The sequence below is a fragment of the Allobosea sp. FG18 genome (assembly GCF_057809495.1).
Window position 1 is genome coordinate 145,533 of the sequence record NZ_JBMDKB010000001.1, and the last position, 25,266, is coordinate 170,798.

General features: G+C 65.7%; 28 protein-coding genes. 19 read left to right on the forward strand and 9 right to left on the reverse strand.

The features are described from left to right. The first annotated feature begins 7 nt into the window (after positions 1–7). Positions 8–718, forward strand: coding sequence for an ATP-binding cassette domain-containing protein (locus tag ACODTJ_RS00715; RefSeq protein ID WP_454658166.1), 711 nt, complete (start codon positions 8–10; stop codon positions 716–718). A gap of 42 nt (positions 719–760) precedes the next feature. Next, positions 761–1,276 carry an OsmC family protein gene (locus tag ACODTJ_RS00720; RefSeq protein ID WP_454658165.1) on the forward strand — a complete coding sequence of 172 codons (516 nt, stop codon included), beginning with the start codon at positions 761–763 and terminating at the stop codon, positions 1,274–1,276. A gap of 46 nt (positions 1,277–1,322) precedes the next feature. Here ACODTJ_RS00720 and ACODTJ_RS00725 read toward each other — a convergent pair whose 3' ends face one another. Together ACODTJ_RS00725 and ACODTJ_RS00730 are read right to left on the reverse strand one after the other, a co-directional pair. Beyond that, entirely contained in the window at positions 1,323–3,392 is a 2,070-nt protein-coding gene (locus tag ACODTJ_RS00725; RefSeq protein ID WP_454658164.1) for a HAMP domain-containing methyl-accepting chemotaxis protein, read from the reverse strand. Between the two features lie 295 nt (positions 3,393–3,687). Continuing rightward, on the reverse strand, positions 3,688–4,872 hold the full coding sequence (locus ACODTJ_RS00730; protein WP_454658163.1) for a DNA recombination protein RmuC: 1,185 nt from the start codon (positions 4,870–4,872) through the stop codon (positions 3,688–3,690). 114 nt (positions 4,873–4,986) lie between these two features. Between ACODTJ_RS00730 and def the strand changes: the two genes are divergently transcribed. The 3 genes from def (at position 4,987) to truA (ending at position 7,508) form a co-directional block, all read left to right on the forward strand. Next, positions 4,987–5,523 carry a peptide deformylase gene (gene def / locus ACODTJ_RS00735; RefSeq protein WP_454658162.1) on the forward strand — a complete coding sequence of 179 codons (537 nt, stop codon included), beginning with the start codon at positions 4,987–4,989 and terminating at the stop codon, positions 5,521–5,523. Between the two features lie 149 nt (positions 5,524–5,672). Further along, complete coding sequence (fmt, locus tag ACODTJ_RS00740) at positions 5,673–6,602, forward strand: methionyl-tRNA formyltransferase (protein ID WP_454658161.1); 930 nt, start codon at positions 5,673–5,675, stop codon at positions 6,600–6,602. Positions 6,603–6,764: 162 nt separating this feature from the next. After that, positions 6,765–7,508, forward strand: a complete 744-nt coding sequence (gene truA, locus ACODTJ_RS00745; protein WP_454658160.1) for a tRNA pseudouridine(38-40) synthase TruA — start codon at positions 6,765–6,767, stop codon at positions 7,506–7,508. 12 nt (positions 7,509–7,520) lie between these two features. On the opposite strand, the gene ACODTJ_RS00750 is transcribed toward truA, so the two are convergent. The 3 genes from ACODTJ_RS00750 to ACODTJ_RS00760 all read right to left on the reverse strand — a co-directional run bounded on the left by ACODTJ_RS00750 (position 7,521) and on the right by ACODTJ_RS00760 (position 9,812). After that, entirely contained in the window at positions 7,521–8,105 is a 585-nt protein-coding gene (locus tag ACODTJ_RS00750) for a hypothetical protein (protein ID WP_454658159.1), read from the reverse strand. A gap of 70 nt (positions 8,106–8,175) precedes the next feature. Next, complete coding sequence (gene dapE / locus ACODTJ_RS00755) at positions 8,176–9,387, reverse strand: succinyl-diaminopimelate desuccinylase (protein ID WP_454658158.1); 1,212 nt, start codon at positions 9,385–9,387, stop codon at positions 8,176–8,178. Continuing rightward, a complete protein-coding gene (locus ACODTJ_RS00760; RefSeq protein ID WP_454658157.1) occupies positions 9,384–9,812 on the reverse strand; it encodes a DUF805 domain-containing protein in 429 nt (142 codons plus the stop codon). The genes dapE and ACODTJ_RS00760 overlap by 4 nt, the downstream gene beginning before the upstream one ends. 236 nt (positions 9,813–10,048) lie before the next feature. Between ACODTJ_RS00760 and ACODTJ_RS00765 the strand changes: the two genes are divergently transcribed. The 10 genes from ACODTJ_RS00765 (at position 10,049) to ACODTJ_RS00810 (ending at position 19,133) form a co-directional block, all read left to right on the forward strand. Further along, the gene (locus tag ACODTJ_RS00765; RefSeq protein WP_454658156.1) at positions 10,049–10,663 is read left to right on the forward strand and encodes a ribonuclease D; all 615 of its coding nucleotides are present in this window, start codon (positions 10,049–10,051) and stop codon (positions 10,661–10,663) included. Positions 10,664–10,821: 158 nt separating this feature from the next. After that, a complete protein-coding gene (gene lptC / locus ACODTJ_RS00770) occupies positions 10,822–11,598 on the forward strand; it encodes an LPS export ABC transporter periplasmic protein LptC (protein WP_454658155.1) in 777 nt (258 codons plus the stop codon). A 1-nt stretch (position 11,599) separates the two neighbouring features. Then, positions 11,600–12,304 (forward strand): LptA/OstA family protein, encoded by a 705-nt coding sequence (locus ACODTJ_RS00775; protein WP_454658154.1) that lies wholly within the window; start codon positions 11,600–11,602, stop codon positions 12,302–12,304. 38 nt (positions 12,305–12,342) lie between these two features. Continuing rightward, positions 12,343–13,197, forward strand: a complete 855-nt coding sequence (lptB, locus tag ACODTJ_RS00780) for an LPS export ABC transporter ATP-binding protein (protein ID WP_454658153.1) — start codon at positions 12,343–12,345, stop codon at positions 13,195–13,197. A gap of 160 nt (positions 13,198–13,357) precedes the next feature. Next, positions 13,358–14,887 (forward strand): RNA polymerase factor sigma-54, encoded by a 1,530-nt coding sequence (rpoN, locus tag ACODTJ_RS00785; RefSeq protein ID WP_454658152.1) that lies wholly within the window; start codon positions 13,358–13,360, stop codon positions 14,885–14,887. Between the two features lie 129 nt (positions 14,888–15,016). Beyond that, a complete protein-coding gene (gene hpf / locus ACODTJ_RS00790; RefSeq protein WP_454658151.1) occupies positions 15,017–15,601 on the forward strand; it encodes a ribosome hibernation-promoting factor, HPF/YfiA family in 585 nt (194 codons plus the stop codon). 85 nt (positions 15,602–15,686) lie between these two features. Continuing rightward, on the forward strand, positions 15,687–16,148 hold the full coding sequence (gene ptsN, locus ACODTJ_RS00795) for a PTS IIA-like nitrogen regulatory protein PtsN (protein ID WP_488847352.1): 462 nt from the start codon (positions 15,687–15,689) through the stop codon (positions 16,146–16,148). A gap of 351 nt (positions 16,149–16,499) precedes the next feature. Beyond that, entirely contained in the window at positions 16,500–18,116 is a 1,617-nt protein-coding gene (locus tag ACODTJ_RS00800) for a fumarate hydratase (protein ID WP_488847354.1), read from the forward strand. Next, positions 18,113–18,436 (forward strand): hypothetical protein, encoded by a 324-nt coding sequence (locus ACODTJ_RS00805; protein ID WP_454658148.1) that lies wholly within the window; start codon positions 18,113–18,115, stop codon positions 18,434–18,436. Before ACODTJ_RS00800 ends, ACODTJ_RS00805 begins: the two co-directional genes overlap by 4 nt. 43 nt (positions 18,437–18,479) lie before the next feature. Then, entirely contained in the window at positions 18,480–19,133 is a 654-nt protein-coding gene (locus ACODTJ_RS00810) for an MBL fold metallo-hydrolase (protein ID WP_454658147.1), read from the forward strand. Between the two features lie 261 nt (positions 19,134–19,394). Here ACODTJ_RS00810 and ACODTJ_RS00815 read toward each other — a convergent pair whose 3' ends face one another. From ACODTJ_RS00815 to efp, 3 genes are all read right to left on the reverse strand, one after another. Beyond that, positions 19,395–19,874, reverse strand: a complete 480-nt coding sequence (locus tag ACODTJ_RS00815) for a GNAT family N-acetyltransferase (protein WP_454658146.1) — start codon at positions 19,872–19,874, stop codon at positions 19,395–19,397. A gap of 15 nt (positions 19,875–19,889) precedes the next feature. Next, positions 19,890–20,408 (reverse strand): DUF1993 domain-containing protein, encoded by a 519-nt coding sequence (locus tag ACODTJ_RS00820; protein ID WP_454658145.1) that lies wholly within the window; start codon positions 20,406–20,408, stop codon positions 19,890–19,892. Positions 20,409–20,498: 90 nt separating this feature from the next. Beyond that, positions 20,499–21,068 carry an elongation factor P gene (gene efp / locus ACODTJ_RS00825; RefSeq protein WP_454658144.1) on the reverse strand — a complete coding sequence of 190 codons (570 nt, stop codon included), beginning with the start codon at positions 21,066–21,068 and terminating at the stop codon, positions 20,499–20,501. Between the two features lie 117 nt (positions 21,069–21,185). Between efp and epmA the strand changes: the two genes are divergently transcribed. The 4 genes from epmA (at position 21,186) to ACODTJ_RS00845 (ending at position 24,357) form a co-directional block, all read left to right on the forward strand. Then, the gene (gene epmA / locus ACODTJ_RS00830; protein WP_454658143.1) at positions 21,186–22,250 is read left to right on the forward strand and encodes an EF-P lysine aminoacylase EpmA; all 1,065 of its coding nucleotides are present in this window, start codon (positions 21,186–21,188) and stop codon (positions 22,248–22,250) included. Next, the gene (locus ACODTJ_RS00835; protein ID WP_454658142.1) at positions 22,247–23,317 is read left to right on the forward strand and encodes a lysine-2,3-aminomutase-like protein; all 1,071 of its coding nucleotides are present in this window, start codon (positions 22,247–22,249) and stop codon (positions 23,315–23,317) included. Before epmA ends, ACODTJ_RS00835 begins: the two co-directional genes overlap by 4 nt. A gap of 10 nt (positions 23,318–23,327) precedes the next feature. Next, positions 23,328–23,990: a DsbA family oxidoreductase gene (locus ACODTJ_RS00840; protein ID WP_454658141.1), complete on the forward strand. Its 663-nt coding sequence runs from the start codon at positions 23,328–23,330 to the stop codon at positions 23,988–23,990. A gap of 142 nt (positions 23,991–24,132) precedes the next feature. Beyond that, complete coding sequence (locus tag ACODTJ_RS00845; RefSeq protein WP_454658140.1) at positions 24,133–24,357, forward strand: hypothetical protein; 225 nt, start codon at positions 24,133–24,135, stop codon at positions 24,355–24,357. A 139-nt stretch (positions 24,358–24,496) separates the two neighbouring features. On the opposite strand, the gene ACODTJ_RS00850 is transcribed toward ACODTJ_RS00845, so the two are convergent. Then, a complete protein-coding gene (locus tag ACODTJ_RS00850; protein WP_454658139.1) occupies positions 24,497–25,261 on the reverse strand; it encodes a TSUP family transporter in 765 nt (254 codons plus the stop codon). Positions 25,262–25,266: the final 5 nt, after the last annotated feature.

Consider the following 25,266-nt stretch of genomic DNA (forward strand, 5'->3'; position numbering starts at 1 on the left):
GCCAGCGATGCCGGCCGCTCTTCACGATGTCTCCCGCTCTACCGAACACGTCCTGCCGCGCCCCCGCGCCGGCGAGATCGTCGCCCTGCTCGGTTCGTCCGAGGTGCGGAAGGGGGCGCTGCGCGCTTTCGCCAGCCTGCAAGCCGATGAGGGAGCGGTGCCGACGGCTGAGATCGGCCTGCTCTGCGCCCGGCCACGTTTCTTTGCCTGGCTCGATCTCACGGAGAATCTCGCTTTCGTCCTGCCGAAGGCGACGCCGTTTGAGCGCGAGGGGCTGATCGCCAATGTGCTGGTCCGCCTCGGTCTTGCCGCGCAGGCAAAGCAGCGGCCGGCTGAGCTCTCGCCGGAGGGGCTGCTGCGGCTGGCCATCGCCCGCCTCCTGCTGGTCAGGCCGCACCTGCTGCTGATCGACGAGCCTTTTGCCGCGCTCGATGCCGAGGCGCGTGCTCGGCTCGCTGCCTTCCTGCCGGAACTCTGTACGCAGGCGCGCCCTGCCGTCGTCATCGCCCCCGGCTCCGTCGAGGAGGCTCTGCGTCTGGCCGATCGCATCCTCGTCCTGCCACGGCAGCCGGGCCCGGTTGCCTTCAGCCTCGACAACCTGCTGGCGCGTCCGCGCGAGGAGGGCTCCGTCGGCTTCGTCACCCTGCGCCGCGAGTTGCGCCGGGCGCTCGACAAGGAAAGCCGGCATGCCGTGCCGGAGGTGGAGGCAGCGGCCTGAAATCGCTACAAGCCAGCGGGCCGCTTCAAGAGGATCATGATCATGGACGTCACCGCGCTGCGCGCCTTGCAGGCCCCGCTCAAGGACGAATACCGCACCAATCCCGAGGCGGCGATCATCACGCTGAAGGCTCATGGTGAACTCGACGACCAGCACATCGCCTGCAAGGTCGAGACCGGCCGCGCCATCGCGCTCGCTGGCCTGCATCCCGCCACCGGCGGCTCCGGCGCCGAGCTCTGCTCCGGCGACATGCTGCTGGAGGCGCTGGTCGCCTGCGCCGGCGTGACGCTGAAGGCGGTCGCGACCGCGTTGGAGATCGAACTGAAGAAGGGCGTGGTCCGCGCCGAGGGCGATCTCGATTTCCGCGGCACGCTCGGCGTCGCCAAGGACGCGGCGGTCGGTTTCAAGGCGATCCGCCTGTTCTTCGACGTCGAGACCGATGCGCCGCAGGAAAAGCTCGACACGCTGCTCAAGCTCACCGAGCGCTATTGCGTGGTCTTCCAGACGCTGAATGTGAAGCCGGAGCTGTCGGCGACCCTGCAAAACAACGCCTCCTGACACGGGTCAGGAGGCGCATTGAAACAGTATTGGATGGGAGGAGGGGCTAGAACTCTTCCCAGCCGGTGCTGCCGTTGCGAGCATTGACCGCGCGCTTGACGGGGGCAGGCTCGGCCTTCGCTGCGGCGGGGCGCCGCGATTGGTGGAAGGCTGCTTCGGCGAGCTGGCGCAAACGATCCGGTTCGGATGCAGCCGAGCTGATCGAGGCGGGTACGCGCGACACGGCAGCGCCGCCCTGATTGGTCTTGAAGGTCGCAACCAGCGCGTTGAGCTGTTCGATCCGGCCGGACAGCGAATTGGCGGAAGCGGCGCTCTGCTCGGACAGGGCCGCGTTTTGCTGGGTCATCTCGTCGAGATGCGCCACCGCCTGGCTCATCTCGTCGATGCCGTTGGCCTGCTCGCCCGAGGCTGCCGAGATGTCGGCGATCGTCGCCGCGACCTTCTGCGAGGCCGCGAGAATCTGCGTCAGGGCTTCGCCGGCCCTGCGCACCAGCTTCACGCCCTCGCCGACCTCGGCATTGGACGAGGAGATCAGCTCGGAGATGTCCTTCGCCGCTTCGCTGGAACGCTGCGCCAGTGTCCGGACCTCGGAGGCGACGACGGCGAAGCCCTTGCCGGCGTCACCGGCGCGCGCCGCCTCGACTGCAGCATTGAGCGCGAGCAGGTTGGTCTGGAAGGCGATGTCGTCGATCACCCGGATGATGTCGGAGATCTTCTGCGATGCGGTCTCGATCCGGGCCATGGCATCGACCGCCTGGCCGGCAATCGTGCCGCCGGACCGCGCAGCGCTTGCCGCCTCATCCGCAGCGGTTGCCGCCGAACGGGAAGCCTGGGCCGAGGCCTTGACCGAGGCTGCGAGCTCTTCGGTCGTGGCGGCCGTCTGCTCCAGCGAGGAAGCCTGTTCCTCGGTGCGCTTCGACAGGTCGTCGGCACCTATGCTGATCTCGCGTGCGGCGAGGCCGACATCGGCCGAGGTTGTCTGGATCGTCGCGACCGTCGCCGAGAGGCGGTCCACCGTCTCGTTGATCGCGCCCTTCAGGTCGGCGAAGCGGCCGCGGTAGCCGGTTCCGATCTGGCGCGTCAGGTCGCCGCCGGCGATCGCCTGGAGGATGTCCGCGAACTCGGTCGTGGCGCTGTCGACGACGCGGTTGATCTCGTTGATGCCGGCGACCAGTCGCTGCATCTGTTCGTCGCCGTCGTCGATCTGGAGCCGTGCCGAGAAATCACCGGCCGCCGCCGCTGCAACGACCTCGCTGACATCGGAGACGACCGCTTCCATCGACTGCGCCCGGGCGAGACGCGCGGCCGCAGCGATGCGCTCCTGCTCTTCCAGTGCACGGACGCGGGCGGCATTCTCCTGGAAGATCTGCAGGGCTCCAGCCATGTCGCCGATCTCGTCGCGGCGGCCGATGCTGGGCACCGTGACATCCTGCTCGCCGCCGGCCAGGCGCTTCATCGCGTCGGTCATGCCGGCAAGGGGGCGCACGATGCCGCCGATGACGAAGGCCAGCGCCAGGGCAGCGACCAGCAAGGCGCCACCGGCCATGACCAGCAACAGGATGGTGGCGGAGCCGGCGATGGACTGTGCTTCCATGCCCCGGTCTCGTGCCTGGGAGAGCTGCATCGAGGTCAGCTCCCCGAGCTTGGCGGAGATCGGGTCGATCGCCTTGTAGAGCTCGTCAGTGGCGAACATGCGCAGCGCGCTCTCGTCACGCTCCTTCAGAATGCCGATCAACTTGGCAACGGCGGCATCGCCGGTCTTCATCAGCACCGTCGCCTGTTCGGCAATCTGCTTTTCGTCGGCGGCCGTGATGGTGGGCAGGTAGGCCTTCCAGCCCTTGTCGATATTCCCCACCGCGTCCTGGACGCTCTTCAGCGCGTTCGTCCAGGTGATCTGGTTGCTCTGCGCCTTCCAGATCGTGTCGACGACATTGACCGCGTACATGTCGCTGACGATGCGCAACTGCTCCATCGGGATGACGTTGTTCTGGACAACTTCGTCGACCCGCTGTGTGACGGATCGAAGGGCTAGGAATCCGCAAGCGCCGACGACGAGGACGCAGAGAGTCAGCGCGACGAGCGCGCTCGCCAGCTTGGTCTTAATGCTCAAGGCCATGATGAACTTTCCGGGGAGAGGCCGCGATGATGAGGAGAGTGGTGGGGGTATTCGGGGTGCCTATTTTCTAGGCAATCGTCGGGCTCGTCCGGTTCGAAACATGACAGGCGACTGTATTCAGGTTGCGATTTCCCCTCAAATTTTCAGAGAACTCTTAAAGTTGCTCTAACGATAAGCGGGAGGTTGGCGCGCATTAATTTTGCACCCTCAACTAGTGGTTGTAATTCTAGTTATAGTTGCGTGTTCTTCTTGATGCGCCCCATGGGTGGCGCTCTCGGAAGGGGGCAGGCGGCCGCTATTCGGCCGCGCGCTTCAGCTCCAGCCCCTTGGCGAAGGGCAGCTTCGGCTCGCTCTTCTCGTCGTCGAAATCGAGCGCGCCGATCTTTTCGGCGCGGCTGGTGACCTTGCCGGCCGAGGTCTTGATCTGGCCGACATCGTCCTGTGCCTGCCGGAAATGATTGTCGAGCTTGTCGACGCGCTCGCCGAGCCGGCGCACGTCGTCGAGCAACTTGCCAACCTCGCTCTGGATCACCTGCGCTTCCTCGCGCATCCGGGCATCGCGCACCAGCGACTGCATCAGTTGGATCGCCAGAGCCAGCAGGGAGGGCGAGACGATCATGATGCGGGCCCGGTGCGCCCGCTGCACGACATCGTCGAAATGTTCGTGCAGGTCGGCGTAGATCGATTCCGAGGGCACGAAGAGCAGTGCGACGTCCTGCGTCTCGCCCGGCAGGAAATAGCGCTCGGCGATATCCTTCACATGCACGCCGACATCGCTGCGCACGCGCTGGCCGGCGGCCTTCCTGGCGTCGTCGCCACGGGCCTCGCGCAGCAGCGTGAAGCTCTCCAGCGGGAATTTGGCGTCGATGACGAGGCCGCGTCCGTCGCCGGGCAGGGTGACCAAGCAGTCCGGCCGCTTCCCGTTCGAGAGCTGCGGCTGGAAGGCGAAGAAGGCGGCGGGCAGGCCGTCGCGGATGATCGCTTCCATCCGGCCCTGGCCATAGGCGCCGCGCGCCTGCTTGTTGGCGAGCACGTCTCTGAGCGTCACGACCTCGGATGTCAGGTCCGTCAGGTTCTTCTGGGCGTTGTCGATCACCGCCAGCCGCTCCTGCAGCTTGCCGAGGCTCTCGGTGGTCTGCTGGACGTTCCGTTCCAGCCCTTGCCCGACCTTGTGGCTCAGCCCGTCCATCCGGTCGGCGACGAGCCGTGCGAGATCGCCCTGCCGGGTCGAGAGGATCTCGGCCATGGACTGCATCCGGCCGGCGAGCTCCGCCTGCTGGCGGTTCATCTCCGCGACCTTGTCGTCCATCTCGCGGGCGCGCTCGGTGGCCATCGCGGCTTCGATCGCGCGGGCCTTGCCGCCGCGCCAGCCGGCAATCACCGCCATCAGCAGCAGGACGAGACTCAGCGCCCCGAAGCCGAGCGCAGCTTCGGCCCAGGTCACCGGGCGTTCCAGCAGGGTGAAGGCGATCTCGTTCATGCACGGGAGCCTAGCCGATTCGGCTGGTAATGGCGAACGAAAGCGGAACAGTTTGACCGTCCTCTCACAAATGCTTATGTCCCCGGTTCAACAGCTCTTTTCCCTTGGAATCCCATGTCCGTTCGCCCGCTCGTCATCCTGCCCGACGCCCAGCTTCGCCTCGTCTCGAAGCCGGTCGAGGCTGTCACGCCCGAGATCAGGACGCTGGTCGCGGACATGTTCGAGACGATGTACGACGCGCCCGGCATCGGTCTCGCCGCGATCCAGATCGGCGTGCCGCTGCGCGTGGTGACGATCGACCTGTCGAAGCCGGAGGCGAAGGAGGGCGAGGAGCCCGAGCCGAAGAAGCCGCAGGTCTTCATCAATCCGGAGATCACCTGGTCTTCGGAGGAATTCAGCGTTTACGAGGAAGGCTGCCTCTCGATCCCCGAATATTACGAGGAGGTCGAGCGCCCGGCCGAGGTCAAGGTCCGCTACATGGATCTCGACGGCAAGACGCAGGAGATCGCGGCCGACGGCCTGCTGGCGACCTGCCTGCAGCACGAGATCGACCATCTCAACGGCGTTCTCTTCATCGACCATCTCTCGCGGCTGAAGCGCGAGCGCGTCACCAAGAAATTCGCCAAGTCGGCCAAGCGTTCGGCGGCTTGAGATTTGCGATCGATGCGCTGTCATTCCGGACGGAGCGCAGCGTAGATCCGGAATCCATGCCGGAGTGCATCCGGCAAAGGTTCAGGCAGAATCCCAGGCCCCCTTTCGGTCGCCCGGGATGACATTCGTTTTTAGGTAAGGTCGAGCGTATGAGTTTGCGCGTCATCTTCATGGGCACGCCGGATTTCGCCGTGCCGGTGCTGACCGAGATCGTCGGCCAGGGGCATGAGGTCGTCTCCTGCTACACCCGTGCCCCGGCGCAGGCGGGGCGGGGCCTCGAACTGAAGCCTTCGCCGGTGCATCGCGCCGCCGAACGCTTCGGCATCCCGGTCTTCACCCCCAAGACGCTGAAGACGCCGGAGCAGGCCGAGATCATCGCCTCGCATCAGGCCGATGTCGCGGTCGTCGTCGCCTACGGCATGATCCTGCCCCAGGCGATCCTCGATCTGCCCGAACTCGGCTGCCTCAACCTTCATGCCTCGCTGCTGCCGCGCTGGCGCGGCGCTGCCCCGATCCAGCGCGCGATCATGGCGGGCGATGCCGAGAGCGGCGTCTGCGTGATGAAGATGGAAGCCGGTCTCGACACCGGCCCCGTCGCGATGGTCGAGAAGCTGGCGATCGGCCCTGACATGACGGCCGGCGAATTGCACGACAGATTGAGTCCTCTCGGCGCCGACCTGATGGTGCGCGCGCTCGCGGCGCTCGGGCGCGGCGGCCTGCAGTTCACGCCGCAGCCGGAGGAAGGCGTGACCTATGCCAGCAAGATCGCCAATGCGGAGGCGAAGCTGAACTGGTCGCTGCCGGCCCAGCAGGTCCATGACCTCGTGCGCGGCCTCTCGCCCTTCCCGGGCGCCTTCGCCGAGATTGATCTCGGCAAGGGGCTGGAGCGGCTCAAGATCCTGCGCACCGCCCGTGCCGGCGGCGCGGCCGAGCCCGGTACGCTGCTCGACGATGAGGGCACGGTCGCCTGCGCCGTCGGCGCGGTGAAGCTGCTGCAGGTCCAGCGCGCCGGCAAGGCGCCGATGAGCGGGGCCGAGTTCCTGCGTGGCGCCCGGCTCGGAGCCGGTGCCAAGCTCTGAACCGATGATTTCATCCTCTACGCCGTCATCCCGGGCGCAGCGAAGCGAAGACCCGGGATCCATGCCGGAACCTTCATCGACGATGCTCCGGCATGGATCCCGGATCGGCGCGGCTTCGCCGCTTGTCCGGGATGACGGCGCAGGGATGAGGAAGGTCGCCTGATGCCGCGCTACAAGCTCGTCATCGAGTACGATGGGACGCCGTTCTCGGGTTGGCAGCGCCAGCTCAACGGCCCGTCCGTGCAGCAGAGCGTCGAGGAGGCGGTCGAGGCCTTCTGTGGCCATCCGGTCAGGCTGCATTGCGCCGGCCGGACCGATGCCGGGGTCCACGCCACCCATCAGGTCGCCCATGTCGATATCGACAAGGAATGGCGCACCGATGTCGTCCGCGATGCGACCAATGCCCGGCTGAAGCGAATTCCGGTCGCTGTCCTCAGCGCCGAATTGGTGCCTGATGATTTCGACGCCCGCATCTCGGCGCGGCGCCGCTATTACGTCTATCGCATCCTCGATCGCCGGGCCCAGCCGGCGCTGGAGCGCGATCGGGTCTGGCATGTGCCGGTCAAGCTCGACCACGAGGCGATGGACCGCGCGGCCAAGGCGTTGCTCGGCCATCATGACTTCACCACCTTCCGCGCCGCCGAATGCCAGGCCAACAGCCCGATCCGCACGCTCGATCGCTGCGACGTCCGTCGCGAGGGCTCCGAGATCGTCGTCTATGTCCACGCCCGTTCTTTCCTGCATCATCAGGTCCGCTCGATCGTCGGCTGCCTGAAGATGGTCGGGATGGGGCGTTGGCCGGAGAACAAGGTCGGCAAGGTGCTGGCTGCGCGCGACCGCTCGCAATGCGCTGCACTGGCGCCGTCCTGCGGGCTCTACCTGGCTGGCGTCGATTACGTCGAGTGAGGCGCAGGCTTCTCAGAACAGCCCGAACAGCCGGGTGACGCCGTAGTCGAGCATGATGCTGGCAATGACCAGCATCATGGCGATGCCCCGGCTCTCCGGTCCGAAGACGGCGCGCGCCACGCAATAGCGCAGGCGCAGCACGATCACGGCGAAGAACAGCGATTGCACGATCGCCAGCGCCGGCGGCGCCCAGCCGATTGCGAAGATCGCCGCGGGAACCGCCATCAGGCTGGCCGAGAGGATGCCGGCCCAGTTCCAGGCGATGACGAAGCTGGTGAAGCGCGGGCTCCGCGCGAGTTCCGGGCGCAATGCGATCAGCAGGGCCGGCACCGCCAGGATCGTCAGCGCGAGAGCTGCGGTCACCGACAGGGCCAGCGCCGGCGCGGTGAAGAGGCCGGCGCTGTTCGGCAATCCGGCGGTCAGCCGCACGGCTGCGAGGATGGCGATCGTCGCGGGCAGCATCAGCGCGAAGGCGAGGAAGGAGCGCCAGAACCCGTCCCGCGTCAGGTCGAGCTCCGACAGGGCCTCGGCGCCACGGGTCATCAGGTGCCAGGAGCCGCGCAGCGAACGGGCGACGTCATCGGCTGCCAGCCTCATCACGGTCTCCATTATCTGCGATCTTAGACTTTCGTCTAATGAAGAGATAATGGCCCGTGAATTCGGCGCGTCAAGCCCGGTGCTGCGCAGCGAAATAGCTGGCGAGCAAACGCTGCGTGATCCGCTGGAGCGACAGGAGGTCGGCGACGGCGACGCATTCGTCGACCTGGTGCATCGTCTTGCCGACCACCCCGTATTCGACGACGGGGCAATAGTTCTTGATGAAGCGCGCGTCGGAGGTGCCGCCCGTGGTCGAGAGCGCCGGGCGCTTGCCGGTCTCGGCCTCGACGGCCTCAGTGACGAGCGCGACGAAGGGGCCGGGCTCGGTCAGGAAGGCCACCGCATTGGTCGGCTGGACCTCGAGCGTATAGCGCACCTGGTTGCCGGCCGCCTCCCGCAGGCGGCGTTCCAGCTCGGCGGCGAGCGTCTCCGGCGTCCAGCTATCGTTGAAGCGGATGTTGAAGGCCGCCTTCGCCTGCGCCGGGATGACGTTGGTCGCGGGGTTGCCGACATCAAGCGTCGTGACTTCGAGATTGCTCGGGTCGAAATGCTGCGTGCCGCCGTCGAGCGGAGTGGCGTCGAGGGCGGCGAGCAGGCGGACCATGCCCCGGATCGGGTTGTCGGCGAGATGGGGGTAGCCGACATGGCCCTGCGTGCCCTGCACGATGAGCTTGCCGGTCAGCGAGCCCCGCCGGCCGATCTTGATCATGTCGCTCATCGCGGCCGGATTGGTCGGCTCGCCGAGGATACAATGGTCGAAGCGCTCGCCGCGCTCATGCGCCCAGGCCAGAAGCTTGACCGTGCCGTTGACCGAGGGACCTTCCTCGTCGCCGGTGACCAGGAAGGCGATCGAGCCGGGCGCATCGGGATTGTCGCGTCGGTAGCGGATCGCGGCCGCAACCATGGCGGCGAGCCCGCCCTTCATGTCGCAGGCGCCGCGGCCGTAGAGCGTGCCGTTCTCGATCGTGCCGCCGAAGGGCTCGCGGGTCCAGGAGGCCGCGTCGCCGACGGGAACGACATCGGTATGCCCGGCGATCACGAAGACCGGCGCGGTGCTGCCGATGCGGGCATAGAGATTCTCGACATCCGGCGTGCCCGGCTCCCTGAAGACGGGGCGGTGCACCGCGTAGCCTTCCGCCGACAGCACGGCATCGAGCAGCGCGAGCGCTCCGCCTTCCTCGGGCGTCACCGAAGGACAGCGGACCAAGGCCTGCGTCAGCGCGACGGGATCGGTCGGATCGAAGGAGAGGGTAGGGGCGGGGGAGGTCGGTGCGGTGCTCATTCCGCCGCTTTAGCACCAGCCGGGTCTGCCGCAACCCCGTCCCGCGCCTTTGCCGATGGCAGGAGCCCGAGATCGATGAAGGCGACGACCCAGGCCATGGTCGAGATCGCTTCCAGCGACGGGCGCCAGCCGATCGAGACGAGAGGTCTCAGATGTTCCGGCAGCACGATGGCGCAGATCAGCAGGATGCCGAACAGCGGCGTGCTGCCGCGGTCTGTGGCGCGCTTCGCGGCCAGGGCAGCCCAGGGGAACAGGGCGAGGGCCTTGATGACGGGGATGATCATCGCCTCGTGGCGATGATCCGCCAGAAGCAGAACGGTGCGCTCGGTGGCGAGCAGCGTCAACGCGACTGCGATGCTGCCGAGCCAGAAGGTCCGCAGTCCGATGCGGCCGTGAAAGTCAGTGAACAGGCGGACCAGGGACATGCTGCGGGCTCCGATGGGCAGTTGTCGCATGGTCAGCTTCGCGGTTGAAGCGCATGGTGAATAAAGGGTTAATGAGGCGCCTAAGAGTTTATCTCGGCACAGAAAGGGCTTGAACGGGGAGAGGCAGGCCGTTAGCTGCGAAACCTGCGTCGCCATTGGCGCGCGGCCTGTCGTTTCCCGTTTCCGTGAAGTGCAGTTGAAGGGCGCGTTCGCGCCGCCCGAGTGAGGTTTTGAGCATGACCATCCGTTTCCATCGCGGCGACCTGCCGGACGGCTACGACGCCGGATCCAGCGTCGCGATCGACACCGAGACGCTCGGCCTCAACCCGCATCGCGACCGGCTCTGCGTCGTCCAGTTGTCGCGCGGTGACGGCACCGCCGATGTCGTGCAGATCCCGAAGGGCGGCGAACGGCCGAAGAACCTGATCCGCCTGCTCGAGGATCCGGCCGTGCTGAAGCTCTTCCACTTCGCTCGTTTCGATGTCGCCGTGCTCAAGCATGCCTTCGGCGTGGTCACGGCACCGGTCTACTGCACCAAGATCGCCTCGAAGCTGACCCGCACCTATACCGACCGGCACGGGCTCAAGGATCTCGTGCGCGAGTTGCTCGGCGTCGAATTGTCGAAGCAGCAGCAATCCTCGGACTGGGGTGCGGACACGCTGAGCGAGGCCCAGCTCGCCTACGCAGCCTCCGATGTCCTGCATCTGCATGCGCTGCACGAGAAGCTGGAGACGATGCTGGCGCGCGAAGGCCGCCGGCAGCTCGCCCAGGCCTGTTTCCAGTTCCTGCCCTATCGCGCCGAGCTCGATCTCGCTGGCTGGGGCGAGACCGACATCTTCGCCCACACTTGACAATTTCTAAGGCTTCTTGCGTCAGTCTGCGCGCGGGTTGAGCGCGCGGACGTGCGTTCGAACCCGCATGGACGAGCTGCGCGGGGGCGCGATGTGGCCTGTCCTGTGACACGAAAATGCCGTGAGCGGCTGCCATTGCGCGGGACATGACTTTGGCAATGACCTTCAACGACCCGGCGGCCGGGCTGTCCGCGCAGGCGGCGCGCCGTCGCGCGGCCTTCGGAGCGGCGCGGCGCCATACGCGGCTGGTGCATCTGCTGCGCTGGGTCATTCCCGTCGCCGCCGTGACGCTGGTGCTCGCGCTGGTCGTGATTCCCTTCCTGTCGCCGCTCGGCGGCAAGCTGGCGAATGTCTCGGTCAGCTCCGTCGGCATCACCGGCGGCAAGGTCAGGATGGAGACGCCGAAGCTCTCGGGCTACCGCAAGGATAATCGGCCCTACCAGGTCACGGCCGTGAACGCGTTCCAGGAGATCCGGAACCCGACGCAGATCGAGCTGCAGGCGCTGACGGCGCGCATCCAGATGGAGCGCGAAGGCTGGGTGACGGTGAACGCGAAGACGGGCCTCTTCGACACGCAGAAGGAGAAGCTGCGTCTCGTCGACGACGTCAAGATCCGCACCGAGAACGGCCACGATATGCAGATGAAGACGGCCGATGTCGACTTCAAATCCGGCACCGTGGTCTCGAAGGAACCCGTCAAGGTCAGCCTCGGTGAGACTACCGTCGATGCCGACACACTTGACGTGAAGAACAATGGCGAGTTGATCGCTTTCGAGGGGCGGGTGCGGGTCTTCATCCGGAACGCGCCAGCAGGTACGCTCGCCGGCCCCGAACGCGAGGGCAGCACGCCGATGCCGGAACTGCTGAACGCGAATCGGGTTCCCCCCGCGGATGGGGTACCGGCAGGCGACGCCGGGAATGGGAAGAGACAGTGACATGACCAAGGTTGGCCAGATGCTCCGTTTCGCGCATGCCCGCGACGCCGCGCTGCTCCTTGCGGCCGGATTCGCGCTGCTCGGTGCTCCCCAGGAAGCTTTTGCTCAGGCGGCCCCGGCCAAGCAGCGGGGCGCGTCCTCGGCGCTGGGCGGGCTCGGCGGCGACAGCAAGGAACCGATCAAGATCGATGCCGACAAGCTCGACGTGGTCGACAAGGAGAACAAGGCGGTCTTCTCGGGCAATGTCGTGGCCGTGCAGGGCGAGACGACGGTTCGCTGCACCGTGATGACCGTGCTCTACGAGGGCCGCGGCGGCCCGGGCGGAACCGCCGGTCGTCCGGCGACGCCGGCCCCGGCAGCCGCGACGCCGGCACCCGCAGCGGCGGGAGCGGGCAATGACAGCTCGATCAAGCGCATCCTGTGCAAGGGCCCGGTGACCGTGGTCTCGAAGACGCAGGCTGCGACCTCCGACAATGCCGAGTTCGACCGCTCCCGGAACCTCGTCATCATGACCGGCAACGTCGCGTTGAACGACGGGCCCAATGTGACCCGTGGCCAGAAGCTGACCTATGACACCGTCACCGGCGTCGCCAATGTCGAAGGCGGGCGCGTGCAGGGCCTGTTCGTGCCGAACGACGCCAACAAGACCGATGCCGGCAAGCCCGGCGCCAAGCCGGCTCAGCCGGCGCCCAAGCCTACCAACTGATCGTGCCGCAAGTGACCGTTTCCGAAGCGCCTCGCCCCATGGCCCCGCCGGCGCGCCCGGCTCCGCGCCCGCAACAGCCGGGTGTCTTCGGTCGCTTGCGTGGTCTGTTCGGTAGTCGTGAGCAGGAGGTGGCCCGGCCGGGTGCTTCTAGCGTCGCAGCCATCGGCGGGGCTGGAATCCTCGCGGTTTCCGGTCTGCGCAAGAGCTATGGCGGCCGTGCCGTCGTGTCCGATGCCAGCCTTCATCTGCGTCAGGGCGAGGCGGTCGGCCTGCTCGGTCCCAACGGTGCCGGCAAGACCACGATCTTCTACATGATCACCGGCCTCGTGGCGGCCGATGCCGGCATCATCTCGCTCGAGGGCAACGACATCACCGCTCTGCCGATGTACCAGCGCGCGCGGCTCGGTATCGGCTATCTCCCACAGGAGGCCTCGATCTTCCGCGGCCTGTCGGTCGAGGACAATATCCGCTCAGTGCTGGAGGTGGTCGAGCCCGACCGCAAGGCGCGCGAGCGCCAGCTCGACCAATTGCTCGAAGAATTCACGATTGCCCGTCTGCGCAAGGCGCCCTCGATCGCGCTCTCGGGCGGCGAGCGCCGCCGCTGCGAGATCGCCCGCGCGCTCGCCGGCAAGCCTTCCTTCATCCTGCTCGACGAGCCCTTCGCGGGTATCGATCCGATCGCGGTTGGCGATATCCAGGCGCTGGTGCGGCAGCTCACCGATCGCGGCATCGGCGTGCTCATCACCGATCACAATGTCCGCGAGACGCTCGGTCTCGTCGATCGCGCCTACATCATCCATTCCGGGCGCGTGCTGACCGAAGGCTCTCCGGCCGAGATCATCGCGAACCCGGATGTCAGGCGCGTCTATCTGGGTGAGGATTTCCGTCTCTGAGGCGGTGGAGCCTGCGCGTCGCTGCCGTTTTGCTGCGGTGCACCAGAATTCCGGCCGCAGGCATGGGTGAGCCTTTGACGCGGCGGTGAGCCGGCGCTAGTGTCCCTTCCGCAAGCAAGAAGCGTGCCGATGGTGCGCGAGCGGGAAGGGCCTTTCGCGTATGGCGATGATGCCGCGCATGGAGCTGCGCCAGGGACAGTCCCTGGTGATGACGCCGCAGTTGCTGCAGGCGATCAAGCTCCTGCAGCTTTCGCATCTCGAACTCCAGAATTTTGTCGAGGGCGAGCTGGAACGCAATCCCTTGCTGGAGCGCGATGAAGCCCAAGGGCAGCCGGCGCGCTCCGAGGATGCCGACAACCCTCAGGCCGCCGACGCCGAGAGCTTCGCCAAGGCCGAGAGCCTGCACACGCAGGAGGGCATGGAAGGTAGGCTCGGCACCGGCCTCGACAACGTCTTCCAGAACGAACAGCCGACAACCGCCCGCAGCGAGGCGGGTGGCGCCGACAGCCTGCCGATCGTGGGCGGCGCCTATGGCGCGACGGGCGGGTCCTTCGACGGCGATCCCGAGGGTTTCGAGAGCAGCCTGACGGCGGATGCTTCGCTGCACGACCACCTGGTCGCGCAGCTCGACCTCGCCGTCGTGACGCCGGCTGAGCGCATCATCGGCCGCCACATCATCGATGCGGTCGACGATAGCGGCTATCTCGGGGAGCCGCTCCCGGAGATAGCCGAACGCCTTGGCGTCGCCATCGACAGGGTCGAGGCCGTGTTGCGTGTCGTCCAGGGGTTCGATCCCTCCGGGGTCGCGGCTCGCGACGTCGCCGAATGCCTGGCCATCCAGTTGCGCGACCGCGATCGCTTCGACCCGGCCATGCAGATGCTCGTCGCGAACCTGCCGCTCGTCGCCAAGCGCGATTTCGCCGCCTTGAAGCGCCTCTGCCGCGTCGATGACGAGGATATCGCCGACATGGTCGGGGAGATCCGCCGCCTCGACCCAAAGCCCGGCCGTGCCTTCGGCGGCTCGGCCGCCGAGACCGTGGTGCCGGATGTCTTCATTCGCGCCGCTCCGGACGGCTCCTGGCTGATCGACCTCAACCCCGACACCCTGCCGCGCCTGCTGGTCAACCAGACCTATCACGCGCGCGTCTCGAGGGCGGCTCGCAGCGACGAGGACAGGGCCTTCATCGCCGAATGCCTGCAGACCGCGAACTGGCTGACCCGCTCGCTGGAGCAGCGCGCCCGGACGATCCTGAAGGTTGCGAGCGAGATCGTGCGCCAGCAGGACGGCTTCTTCGCCCATGGCGTCGAGCATCTGCGCCCGCTCAACCTCAAGACCGTGGCAGACGCCATCGCCATGCACGAATCAACCGTATCGCGCGTCACCTCGAACAAATACCTGACCTGCTCGCGCGGGGTCTTCGAAATGAAATACTTTTTCTCGGCTGCGATTGCCGCGACCGGCTATGGCGAGGCGCATTCGGCGGAAGCCGTGCGCTTCCGGATCAAGCAGATGATCGACGACGAGAGTCCCTCGGCGGTTCTCTCTGATGATGCCATTGTGACCCGGTTGAAGGACGGTGGCATCGATATCGCCCGGCGTACTGTGGCGAAATACCGCGAATCCCTGAGAATCCCGTCCTCGATGGAGCGGCGGCGCGAGAAGGTCGCGATGGCGGCGGCAGAACGTTAAGCGAATTTGTTCCAAAGGCCCTGCGCATGCGCGTCATGATTGCGCCGGCTCATTGACAACCCCGACTCCCGGTTCTTAGCTCCTAGAGATGGCCGAACAGGGCCATGGCTAACCAAGGGGAAGCACTCCATGAGCTTGCGAATCTCCGGCAAGAATCTCGATGTCGGCGAGGCGCTCCGCGGCCAGGCCGAGGAGCGGGTCGCTGCGGCGGTCAGCAAATATTACGAGGGTGGCTATCAGGGCCATGTCACGGTCGACAAGGACGGCACTGCCTTCCGCACCGATGGCGTCCTGCACCTCTCCTCCGGGATCACGCTGGAAGCCTCCGCCACCGCGCACGATCCCTATGCCAGCCTCGACAAGATGGCTGAGCGCATCGAGAAGCGGCTGCGACGCTACAAGCGCAGGCTGAAGGACCGTTCGAGTGCCAATGGCCGCGATGTCGGGATCGAAATCCCCAGCTATGTGATCGCGGCCCCCGATGACGATATCGAGGATTTCGACGGGTCTACTGCCGCCGATAACCCGGTGATCGTCGCGGAATCGACCAAATCCCTGCATGTCAGGACGGTTAGCGACGCTGTTGCCGAGCTCGACCTGACGGGTGCGCCGGTTGTCGTCTTCCGCCACGCTGGCAATGGTCGCATGAACATCGTATACCGCCGCCGCGACGGCAATATCGGCTGGATCGATCCGCCGGCATCGCTGTCCTAAGGCCGGCGGGCGATCCGCTCCGGCCGTCGAACCTGACCCGTGCCGACGGCTTTTCGGCCGGCACGGGACATGCATGGACGGGCGAATGACGCTGACCGATCTTCTGAGCCCCGCCGCGGTGATCTCGCCGCTGCGGGCCAACGGCAAGAAGCAGGCTCTGCAGGAGCTTGCCCAGCATGCCGCCACGCTGACGGGCCTTCCGGACCGCGAGTTGTTCGAAGCCTTGCTCCAGCGCGAGCGCCTCGGCTCGACCGGCATCGGCGATGGCATCGCCATCCCGCACGGCCGGATGCCGGGTATCGACCGCCTCGTCGGTCTCTTCGCCCGCACCGAGAAGCCGATCGATTTCGACGCACTCGACGGCCAGCCGGTCGACATCATCTTCGTGCTGATCGCGCCCGAGGGCGACGGCGCCGACCACCTCAAGGCGCTCGCCCGCGTCGCGCGCGTGCTGCGCAACCAGTCCGTTTTGGAACAGGTCCGCAAGATCCGCGACCCCGCGGCGATCTACGCGATCCTCGCCGAATCGGCCGCGCAAGCGGCTTGAACCGTCAATATTCGATCCTGGCGGCATCGAATCACACCCTTTGTCATTCCGGGGCTTCGCACAGCGAAGAACCCGGAACCCACGACCGGGTGAGCCGCCTTAAATAACCAGACAACGGATGTTTCACCCCGTCGTGGGTTCCGGGTTCGCGCCTGCGGCGCGCCCCGGAATGACAAGAGGGTGCGATCAGAAGCAATCCGCCAATTGGCCTTGTCGTACAACTCCGCTCTCAGCCTAGACGGATTAAAGACTGCTTGGACGTTCCCGGCCGACGGGCTATGACCCCGGCTGGATCGGCGCCGCGTCTTCCATGTCCCGAACGCGGCGCACCTTGTTTCGGAGCCGCTGGTCATGGCCTATACGCATGTCGATCTCTTCCCGCTCGGCGAGGATACGACGCCCTATCGCAAGCTCGGCAGCGAGGGCGTCAGCGTCGAGAAGATCGGCGACCGCGAGGTCCTGAGCGTCTCGCGCGAGGCGATCCGCCAGCTTTCCGAACAGGCTTTCATCGATATCAACCACCTGCTGCGCCCCGGCCATCTCGCCCAGCTCGGCAAGATCCTCGACGATCCCGAGGCGACCTCGAACGACAAGTTCGTCGCCTATGATCTCTTGAAGAACGCCAACATCGCCGCAGGCGGCGTGCTGCCGATGTGCCAGGACACCGGTACCGCGATCATCATGGGCAAGAAGGGCCGCAAGGTCTGGACCGATGGCGAGGACGAGGCTGCGCTCGGCGAGGGCGTGGCGGACGCCTATTTCAAGCGCAACCTGCGCTATTCGCAGCTCGCGCCGCTCTCGATGTTCGAGGAGAAGAACACCGCGACCAACCTGCCGGCACAGATCGACATCTACGCCGAGGGCGAGGACGCTTATAAATTCCTCTTCGTCTGCAAGGGCGGCGGCTCGGCCAACAAGACCTTCCTCTATCAGGCGACGCCCTCGCTCCTGACCAAGGACCGCATGATGGCGTTCCTGAAGGAGAAGATCCTGACGCTGGGCACCGCCGCCTGCCCGCCCTATCACCTCGCCATCGTCATCGGCGGCACCTCGGCCGAGCAGAACCTCAAGACGGTGAAGCTCGCCTCGACCAAATATCTCGACGCGCTGCCGACCAAGGGCTCGCCTTCGGGCCACGCCTTCCGCGACCTCGAAATGGAGGAAGAGGTCCACAAGATGACGCAGGCGCTCGGCGTCGGCGCGCAGTTCGGCGGCAAGTATTTCTGCCACGATGTCCGCGTCATCCGCCTGCCGCGCCACGGCGCCTCGCTGCCGATCGGGCTCGGCGTCTCCTGCTCGGCGGATCGCCAGGCCAAGGGCAAGATCACCAAGGACGGCATCTTCCTGGAGGCGCTGGAGACCGATCCCTCCAAGTACCTGCCGGATGTCGACGAAGCGGCGCTCGGCGGCTCCGTGGTCAAGATCGCCCTCAACCAGCCGATGAGCGAGATCCTCGCGACGCTGTCGAAGCATCCGGTCAAGACGCGCCTGTCGCTGACCGGCACGATCGTCGTCGCCCGCGACCTTGCCCATGCCAAGATCCGCGAGCGGCTGGAGCGCGGCGAGGGCATGCCCGACTATTTCAAGAACCACCCGGTCTATTATGCCGGCCCGGCCAAGACGCCGGAGGGTTTTGCCTCGGGCTCCTTCGGTCCGACCACGGCCGGCCGCATGGATTCCTTCGTCGATCAGTTCCAGTCCTTCGGCGGCTCGATGGTGATGCTCGCCAAGGGCAATCGCTCGGCGGCCGTGCGCGAGGCCTGCAAGGTCCATGGCGGCTTCTATCTCGGCTCGATCGGCGGCCCGGCCGCGCGTCTGGCGCAGGACTGCATCCGCAAGGTCGAGGTCCTCGAATATGCCGAACTCGGCATGGAGGCGGTCTGGCGGATCGAGGTCGAGGATTTCCCCGCCTTCATCGTCATCGACGACAAGGGCAACGACTTCTTCAAGGAGCTGAACCTCGGATGAGGGTCGCGCTGACTGTCGCGACGCTCCTTCTGGCCGCTCCCGTGCTGGCGCAGCAGTCGCGCCCGGCGACCTGCTCGCGCGATCTCTTCCAGAACGAGGCTGGTTTCCGCGTCCAGCAGACGCGGCTTGCAGGTGTGGCGAGTGCCGACCAGGCGACGCAATGCCGGACCTGGCGCGAGCATGTCGCCTATCTCCAGAAGGCCCGCTCGGTCTTCGCCACCTGCCAGGGCGAGCCGGAACGTGCGCGCAATGTCGCGGAGATGGATTCCGAGCTGGTGAATTACCGCGCACTGATCGCCAGTCGCTGCGGCGGACGGTAGGTTCGCGCATTCCGCACGCTCACATGGATCCGAAAGCACCCGCATGACCGACCAGCAGCCGCCGCTTCAGATTGCCGTCGTGCCGGTGACGCCGTTCCAGCAGAATTGCTCGATCGTCTGGGAGCCCAAGTCCAACGAGGCGGCGATCGTCGATCCCGGCGGCGACGTGCCGCGCCTGCAGGCGGCCATCAAGGAGCTCGGCGTCACGCCGGTCGCGATCTGGCTGACCCACGGCCATCTCGACCATGCCGGCGGCGCCACCGAATTGGCCGAAGCGCTGTCGATCCCGATCATCGGGCCGCACGAGGGCGACAAGCCTCTGCTCGACGCCCTGCCGGAGCAGGGGCTGCGCTTCGATGTCCATGGCATGAGGGCGGTCGTGCCGACGCGCTGGCTGAAGGATGGCGACACGGTCACGCTCGGCGACCTCACCTTCGCGGTCGCGCATGTGCCGGGCCATTCGCCGGGCCATGTCACCTTCTTCCAGAAGGACCTGCGCTTCCTGCTGGCGGGCGACACCGTCTTCGCCGGCTCTGTCGGTCGCACCGACTTTCCCTATGGCGATCACGAGGCGCTGATCTCGGGGATCAAGACCAAGCTCCTGCCGCTCGGCGACGACGTCCAGTTCCTGCCCGGCCATGGCCCGGCGAGCACGCTGGGCGAGGAGCGGCAGAACAACCCGTTTTTGCAGGGGTGAGAAAAGCCGCGGCGTCATGCTCGCCCTTGTGGCGAGCATCCACGTCTTGGGCGCGGCGTTGCGGGAACGAAGACGTGGATGGTCGGAACAAGCCCGACCATGACGGATGAATACCCCAGAAATGCCAACGGCCATGCAGCGGAACGGTGCGCGTACATCCGGCGTCACACGTTCGGCTCATGGCCGTCTTCAGCGACAATGGAGAGCCGTGGAACGCTCTCGACATCGTCGTGAGCCTGAAATGGGAACCGGTCTTCCCGATTACAAGGGCTCGCCCGAAAAAGATCGGCGCCACTCGTAAAGCGCGTCCGGCTCGCCCTCTTCGTTGCGATCGCCGTCGTTGAGATCGACGAGGCGGAAGCCGTGACGCTCGTAGAAGGCGCGGGCCGCCGTGTTCCGCTGGAAGGTGAACAGGTGGAGCCTTTCCGGACTGCGTTCCCTGGCTTTGGCAAGCAGCAGCGAGCCGATGCCGCGCCTGAGCTGGCCCGGCAGCAGGTAGAGCTGGTCGAGATCCTCGCCGTCAAGGCAGAGGAAGCCGAGGATGCGCCCGGCCTCCCGCGCGACCCAGGCCTCCCCGGTGGCGAGCCTGACATGCGCGATCCAGCTCCGTACCTCGTCGTCGCTATGGACGCGGCGCAGATAGGGCAGGGCCTCCGCGCGCGACGCCAGATAGAGCGCGCTGATCTCCCCGGCATCCCGGGGAGAAGCACGCTCGATCGTGATGGCCGGCGTCGCGCTCATATCGGAAGGCGAGCCTCAGGCGTCGAAGACGCCGAGCAGGAAGTCCTGCTTGCCGATCTGGAAGCCGTTCTGGCGCAGGATGTCATAGGCCGTCGTGGCGTGGAAATAGAAGTTCGGGATGGCGAAGCGGGTGAGATAGCCCTCGCCCGTCATCGTTGCGGTCGCCGAGGGGCCGCGCGGGAAGGTGACCTCGCGGGCAAGCCCGGCATCGAGCGTGGCGCCATCGGCCGCGGCGATGAAGGCGAGCGTCTTGGCGATGCGCTCCTTCAGCTCCGGGAAGCTCTTCTCCTCATCGGGGAAGCGCGGGTTCTCGCCGCCGGAGAGGCGCGCGACCGCGTTCTTGGCGAAGTCGCAGCAGAGCTGGATCTGGCGGGTGAAGGCCAGCATGTCCGGCGCGAGACGAGCCGTCAGCAGCACCTCGGGCTGGATCTTGCGGGTCTCGGCCTGGGTGACGGCCTTGTCGAGAATGGCGTCGAGCGCCTTGAGCGTCTGCACGAAGCCGGAAAGGGCGGCGGCCTTGACTGTGAGCGTCATGATGTCCTCGGAAACGACAACGGGCCCGGAAAGGGCCCGCTGCGTAAAGCTATAGAGGATAACTTTCTCCTGCGCTCTGCACGCGAGAGGTTAGTCCTTCGCGCGCTCGACATAGGAGCCGTCGGCCGTCATCACGACGACGCGGGTGCCGACGCCGACATGCGGCGGAACGGCGCTGCGCACGCCGTTCGAGAGGATCGCCGGCTTGTAGGAGGAGGAAGCCGTCTGGCCCTTGGTCACCGGTTCGGTCTCGATGACCTCGAGCGTCACGCGTTGCGGCAGTTCGATCGCGACGGCCTTGTCCTCGAACACCGAGAGCGAGACCTTCATGTTCTCCTGGAGATAGGGAGCGGCGTCGCCGATCACGTCCTTGTCGACCGGGATCTGGTCGTAGGTCTCCGGGTTCATGAAGACGTATTGCTCGCCGTCCTGGTAGAGATAGGTGAAGTCGCGGTCTTCGACATAGGCGCGCTCGACCTGTTCGGTCGTCTTGTAGCGCTGCGTCATCTTGGTGCCGTCGGAGATGCGGCGCATGTCGATCTGCGTCGTCGGGGTGCCCTTGCCGGGGAAGAAGCTCTCGGCCGAGATGACGGTACAGAGATGTCCGTCGAGCTCGAGGACGTTGCCCTTGCGGACGGAAGAGGCGATGACCTTGACCACGTGAATGTCCTTGCTGGTGCGCGGCGTTTTCGCGCGCTATGCGAATTCCTGTCGCCGCGCAACTACCGCATTCGCGCGCGAAACGGAAGCTTCCCGACAGTTCTGACGCGAGATTCGATGAGTTCGTCCCCGACGCCGTTCTGGCGACCCGATGTCCATGCTGACCGGCGCCCGGCCTTGCAGGCGCGCGGGCGGATCAAGACGGCGCTGCGGCGCTGGTTCGAGGCCCGCGACTTCACCGAGGTCGAGGCGGCGATCCTGCAGCTCTCGCCCGGCAACGAGACGCATCTGCACGGCTTCAGCACGACGCTGATCGACAATGCGGCCGAGGCTCACCCCTATTACCTGCACACCTCGCCGGAATTCGCGGCCAAGAAGCTGCTCGCGGCCGGCGAGACCCGCATCTTCGATTTCGCTCGCGTCTTCCGCAATCGCGAGCGCACGGCCCTGCATCATCCCGAGTTCACGATGCTGGAATGGTATCGGGCCGGCGAGGGTTATGAGGCGCTGATGCAGGACTGCGCGGCTCTGATGGCTGAGGCGGCGCGTGCCACCGGCGCGACGATGCTGCGCTGGCGGGGTATCGAGGCCGACCCCTTCGCCGAGCCTGAACGGCTGACCTTGCAGGAGGCTTTCAGGCGTCATGCCGGGATCGACCTGCTGCGCACGGTGACAGCCGATCAGGAGTTCGATCGCGGCGGGCTCGCCGCCGATGCGATCGAGGCCGGTATCCGGGTCGCCGAAGACGATACATGGTCCGACATCTTCAGCCGTGTCCTGTCCGAGCGCATCGAGCCGCATCTCGGCCGCGGCCGCGCCACGATCCTCTGCGAATACCCGATCAGCGAGGCTGCGCTCGCAAGGCCGAAGCCCGGCGATCCGCGCGTGGCCGAGCGCTTCGAGCTCTATGCTTGCGGCGTCGAGCTTGCCAATGCCTTCGGCGAGCTGACCGATCCGGCCGAGCAGCGCCGCCGTTTCGAGGCCGATATGGACGAGAAGGAGCGCATCTATGGCGAGCGCTATCCGGTCGACGAGGATTTCCTGGAAGCGCTGGCGCTGATGCCGGCGGCATCCGGCATCGCGCTCGGCTTCGACCGGCTCGTCATGCTTTGCGTCGGCGCACGCCGGATCGAGGATGTGCTCTGGACGCCGGTCGCGGAACCGGGCAGGGGAGGGGCATGACCGTTCATCAGCCCCCCGGTGGCCAGCCGCTGCGCAGCATCGACGCGCTCGTCGAGGCCGGCTTGGCCGCGCCTGAGCGCCGCGAAGCGCTGCAAAAGGTGGCGGAGCGCTATGCCGTTTCGGTGACGCCGGCCGTCGCCGGGCTGATCGATCCGGCTGATCCGGCCGACCCCATCGCGCGCCAGTTCGTCCCCGACGCGGCCGAGCTCACGACGCTGCCGCAGGAGCTGGTGGATCCGATCGGTGACGACGCCCATTCCCCGGTTGAGGGCGTGGTTCATCGCTATCCCGACCGCGCGCTTCTTAAGCTCGTCCATGCCTGCCCGGTCTATTGCCGCTTCTGCTTCCGGCGCGAGATGGTCGGTCCCGGCGGCGATGCGCTGACCGGTGCGAAACTCGACGCCGCGCTCGCCTATCTCGCCTCCCGTCCCGAGATCTGGGAGGTGATCATGACCGGCGGCGATCCCTTCATCCTCTCCGCCCGCCGCGTGCGTGAGGTGGCCAAGCGCCTGGCCAGCATCCCGCATATCAAGGTCGCGCGCTGGCATACCCGCGTGCCCGTCGTCGATCCCGGCCGGATCACGCCGGATTATGCGCGGGCGCTGCGCATCCCCGGCAAGGCGAGCTATATCGCCATCCACGCCAATCATCCGCGCGAATTCACTGATGACGCCCGCGCCGCGATCGCGACGCTGGCCGATGCCGGCCATGTCCTGATCAGCCAGTCCGTACTGCTCAAGGGCGTCAATGCCGATGTCGAGACGCTGGGTGCGTTGATGCGCGCCTTCGTCGAGAACCGCATCAAGCCCTATTACCTGCACCATCCCGATCTCGCGCCCGGAACCTCGCATTTCCGGCTGACGCTGGAAGAGGGGCAGGCGCTGGTCAAAAGCCTGCGCGGAAACCTTTCCGGCCTGTGCCAGCCGACCTATATCCTCGACATCCCCGGCGGTGCCGGCAAGATTCCGGTCGGCCCCGCCTTCCTCTCCGGCTGCGAGACGCCGGGCGTGGAGGCGGTCGCCGAAGACCGTCACGGTGGGCAGCATCGCTACCCGCCTGAGACCTGAGGATATCGATATGCAGGACAAGATGCCGCTCGCGATCGTCTCGGACATCGCCTGCCCCTGGTGCTTCATCGGCAAGGCCCGGCTGGAGACGGCGCTGGAGCGCTACGGCCTGAACGAGCGCTTCGCCATCACCTGGCTGCCCTATGAGCTGAACCCGGAAATGCCCGAGGAGGGCATGGACCGCACGCAATATCTTGAAAGCAAGTTCGGCCCGGGCAAGCGCAAGGAAATCGAGGTCCGTTTGTCGGAAGCGGCGCTGGAGAGCGGCGTCACTTTCAACTGGGGGAAGGTGACGCGGAGCGTCAACACCCGCATGGCGCATATGCTGGTCGCTGCCGCCTCCACCGTGCAGCGCGGCGGCGACATGACGGCCGCCCTGTTCCGGGCCTATTGGCAGGACGGCCGCGACATCGGCGATATCGAGACGCTGGTCCAGATCGCGGTCGAGCAGGGCTTCGACGAGCAGGCCGCCCGCGATGAACTCGCCAATGACGAACTGCGCGAGACCGTGATCGGACTGGAGGATCACGCTCGCAAGGTCGGCGTTACCGGCGTGCCCTTCTTCATCGTCGACGGCAAGCTCGCGGTCTCCGGTGCGCAGCCACCGGATGTCTGGGGGCAGGTCTTCCAGCAGGTCTTTGCCGCGCAGGCTCCGCAGGAGCCGCAGTTCTGACGCGGTCGTTGCAAGATGCCAGATGGTGAGGCGTTTAAAGGGTGGATGCGGTAGAGAATCTATCGTTATTCTGAGTTGATATTCCAAGATCGAGCGCAATTAATCATCGTGTATCGCTTGTGAGTGTTTCATGGGATTATTGATGAGGAATTATATTGTAGTTATTGGAAGGCTGGTTGAAAATTGGTCGTCTTTGACTATCTCAAATATCTTGCTTCTGATATTTGCTGTAATTTTAGAGTTAACCGGTCTTTTAAATAAGTATACAGCAGTTGGATATGTGGTGATTTGTTGTTTTGTTGGATATCTAATTAATGTAGAGCGTCTTGAAAGAAAAGAAAATCAAAATAAAATTGATCTTGATTAAGTTTTTGCGTCAATTGAATACAAAGATATATTGAATTTTTATTTATATTGATATTCTGGAGATAATAATTTTGATCGATTTTCCTGGATGATTTGACGCGCAAGTAATAGCGCGTGATTTCGCGCGATATTGGCTGGTTTCAGAAACCGAGTAGATGGGCGACGGCTGGCGCGCCGAGCGAGACGCCCGACAAAAACAGCAGCAGGAACACGATCTGCCGCATCGCGGCCTGTGTGAGCGGGGGCGGGTAGCGCCGCGCCAGATGCGTGCCCAGCATCACCGCGGGAATGGCGAAGAGCCCTGAAAGCGTCGATGGCGCGGGAATCTGGTCGGTGGCGATGACGAGTCCCGTGCGGAACAGGGCGTTCAGCGCGAAGATCGTCACCAGCGTTTCCCGGACGACGACGAGCGGCATCGGCTGGCGATAAAAATGGTAGACCAGCGGCGGGCCTCCAGTGGAGAACATGCCGCTCATCAATCCCGCGATGCTGCCGAAGAACAGGTAGCTCGGCGCGCCCGACGGCTGCTTGAGCGGGTCCGGTTTCCGCGCCAGTTGCAGGCTGGAGACGATGATCACGAAACCCAACGCCAGTCGCAGGAGGTCGGCGCGGCTGGCGGCGAGCCATTCCAGCAGATGGAAGCCGATGAAGACGAAGGGCCAGCTCGCGATCAGCACCAATCCGAACTTGCGCCAGTCGACATCGCGCCAGCCCTTGAGCAGCATCTGCGTCGCATTGACCAGCGTGAGCGCGCTGATGAGCATCGCCGCATCCGGCAGTGAGAGCAGGCCGGTCAGGCCGACGCCGCCCATCGCGATCAGCCCGAAGGCGAAGCCGGTCAGCGTCTGCACATAGGCGGCCATGCCGGTCAGCAGCAGGAACCCGATCAGGGCAGCCAGGGACATCGATG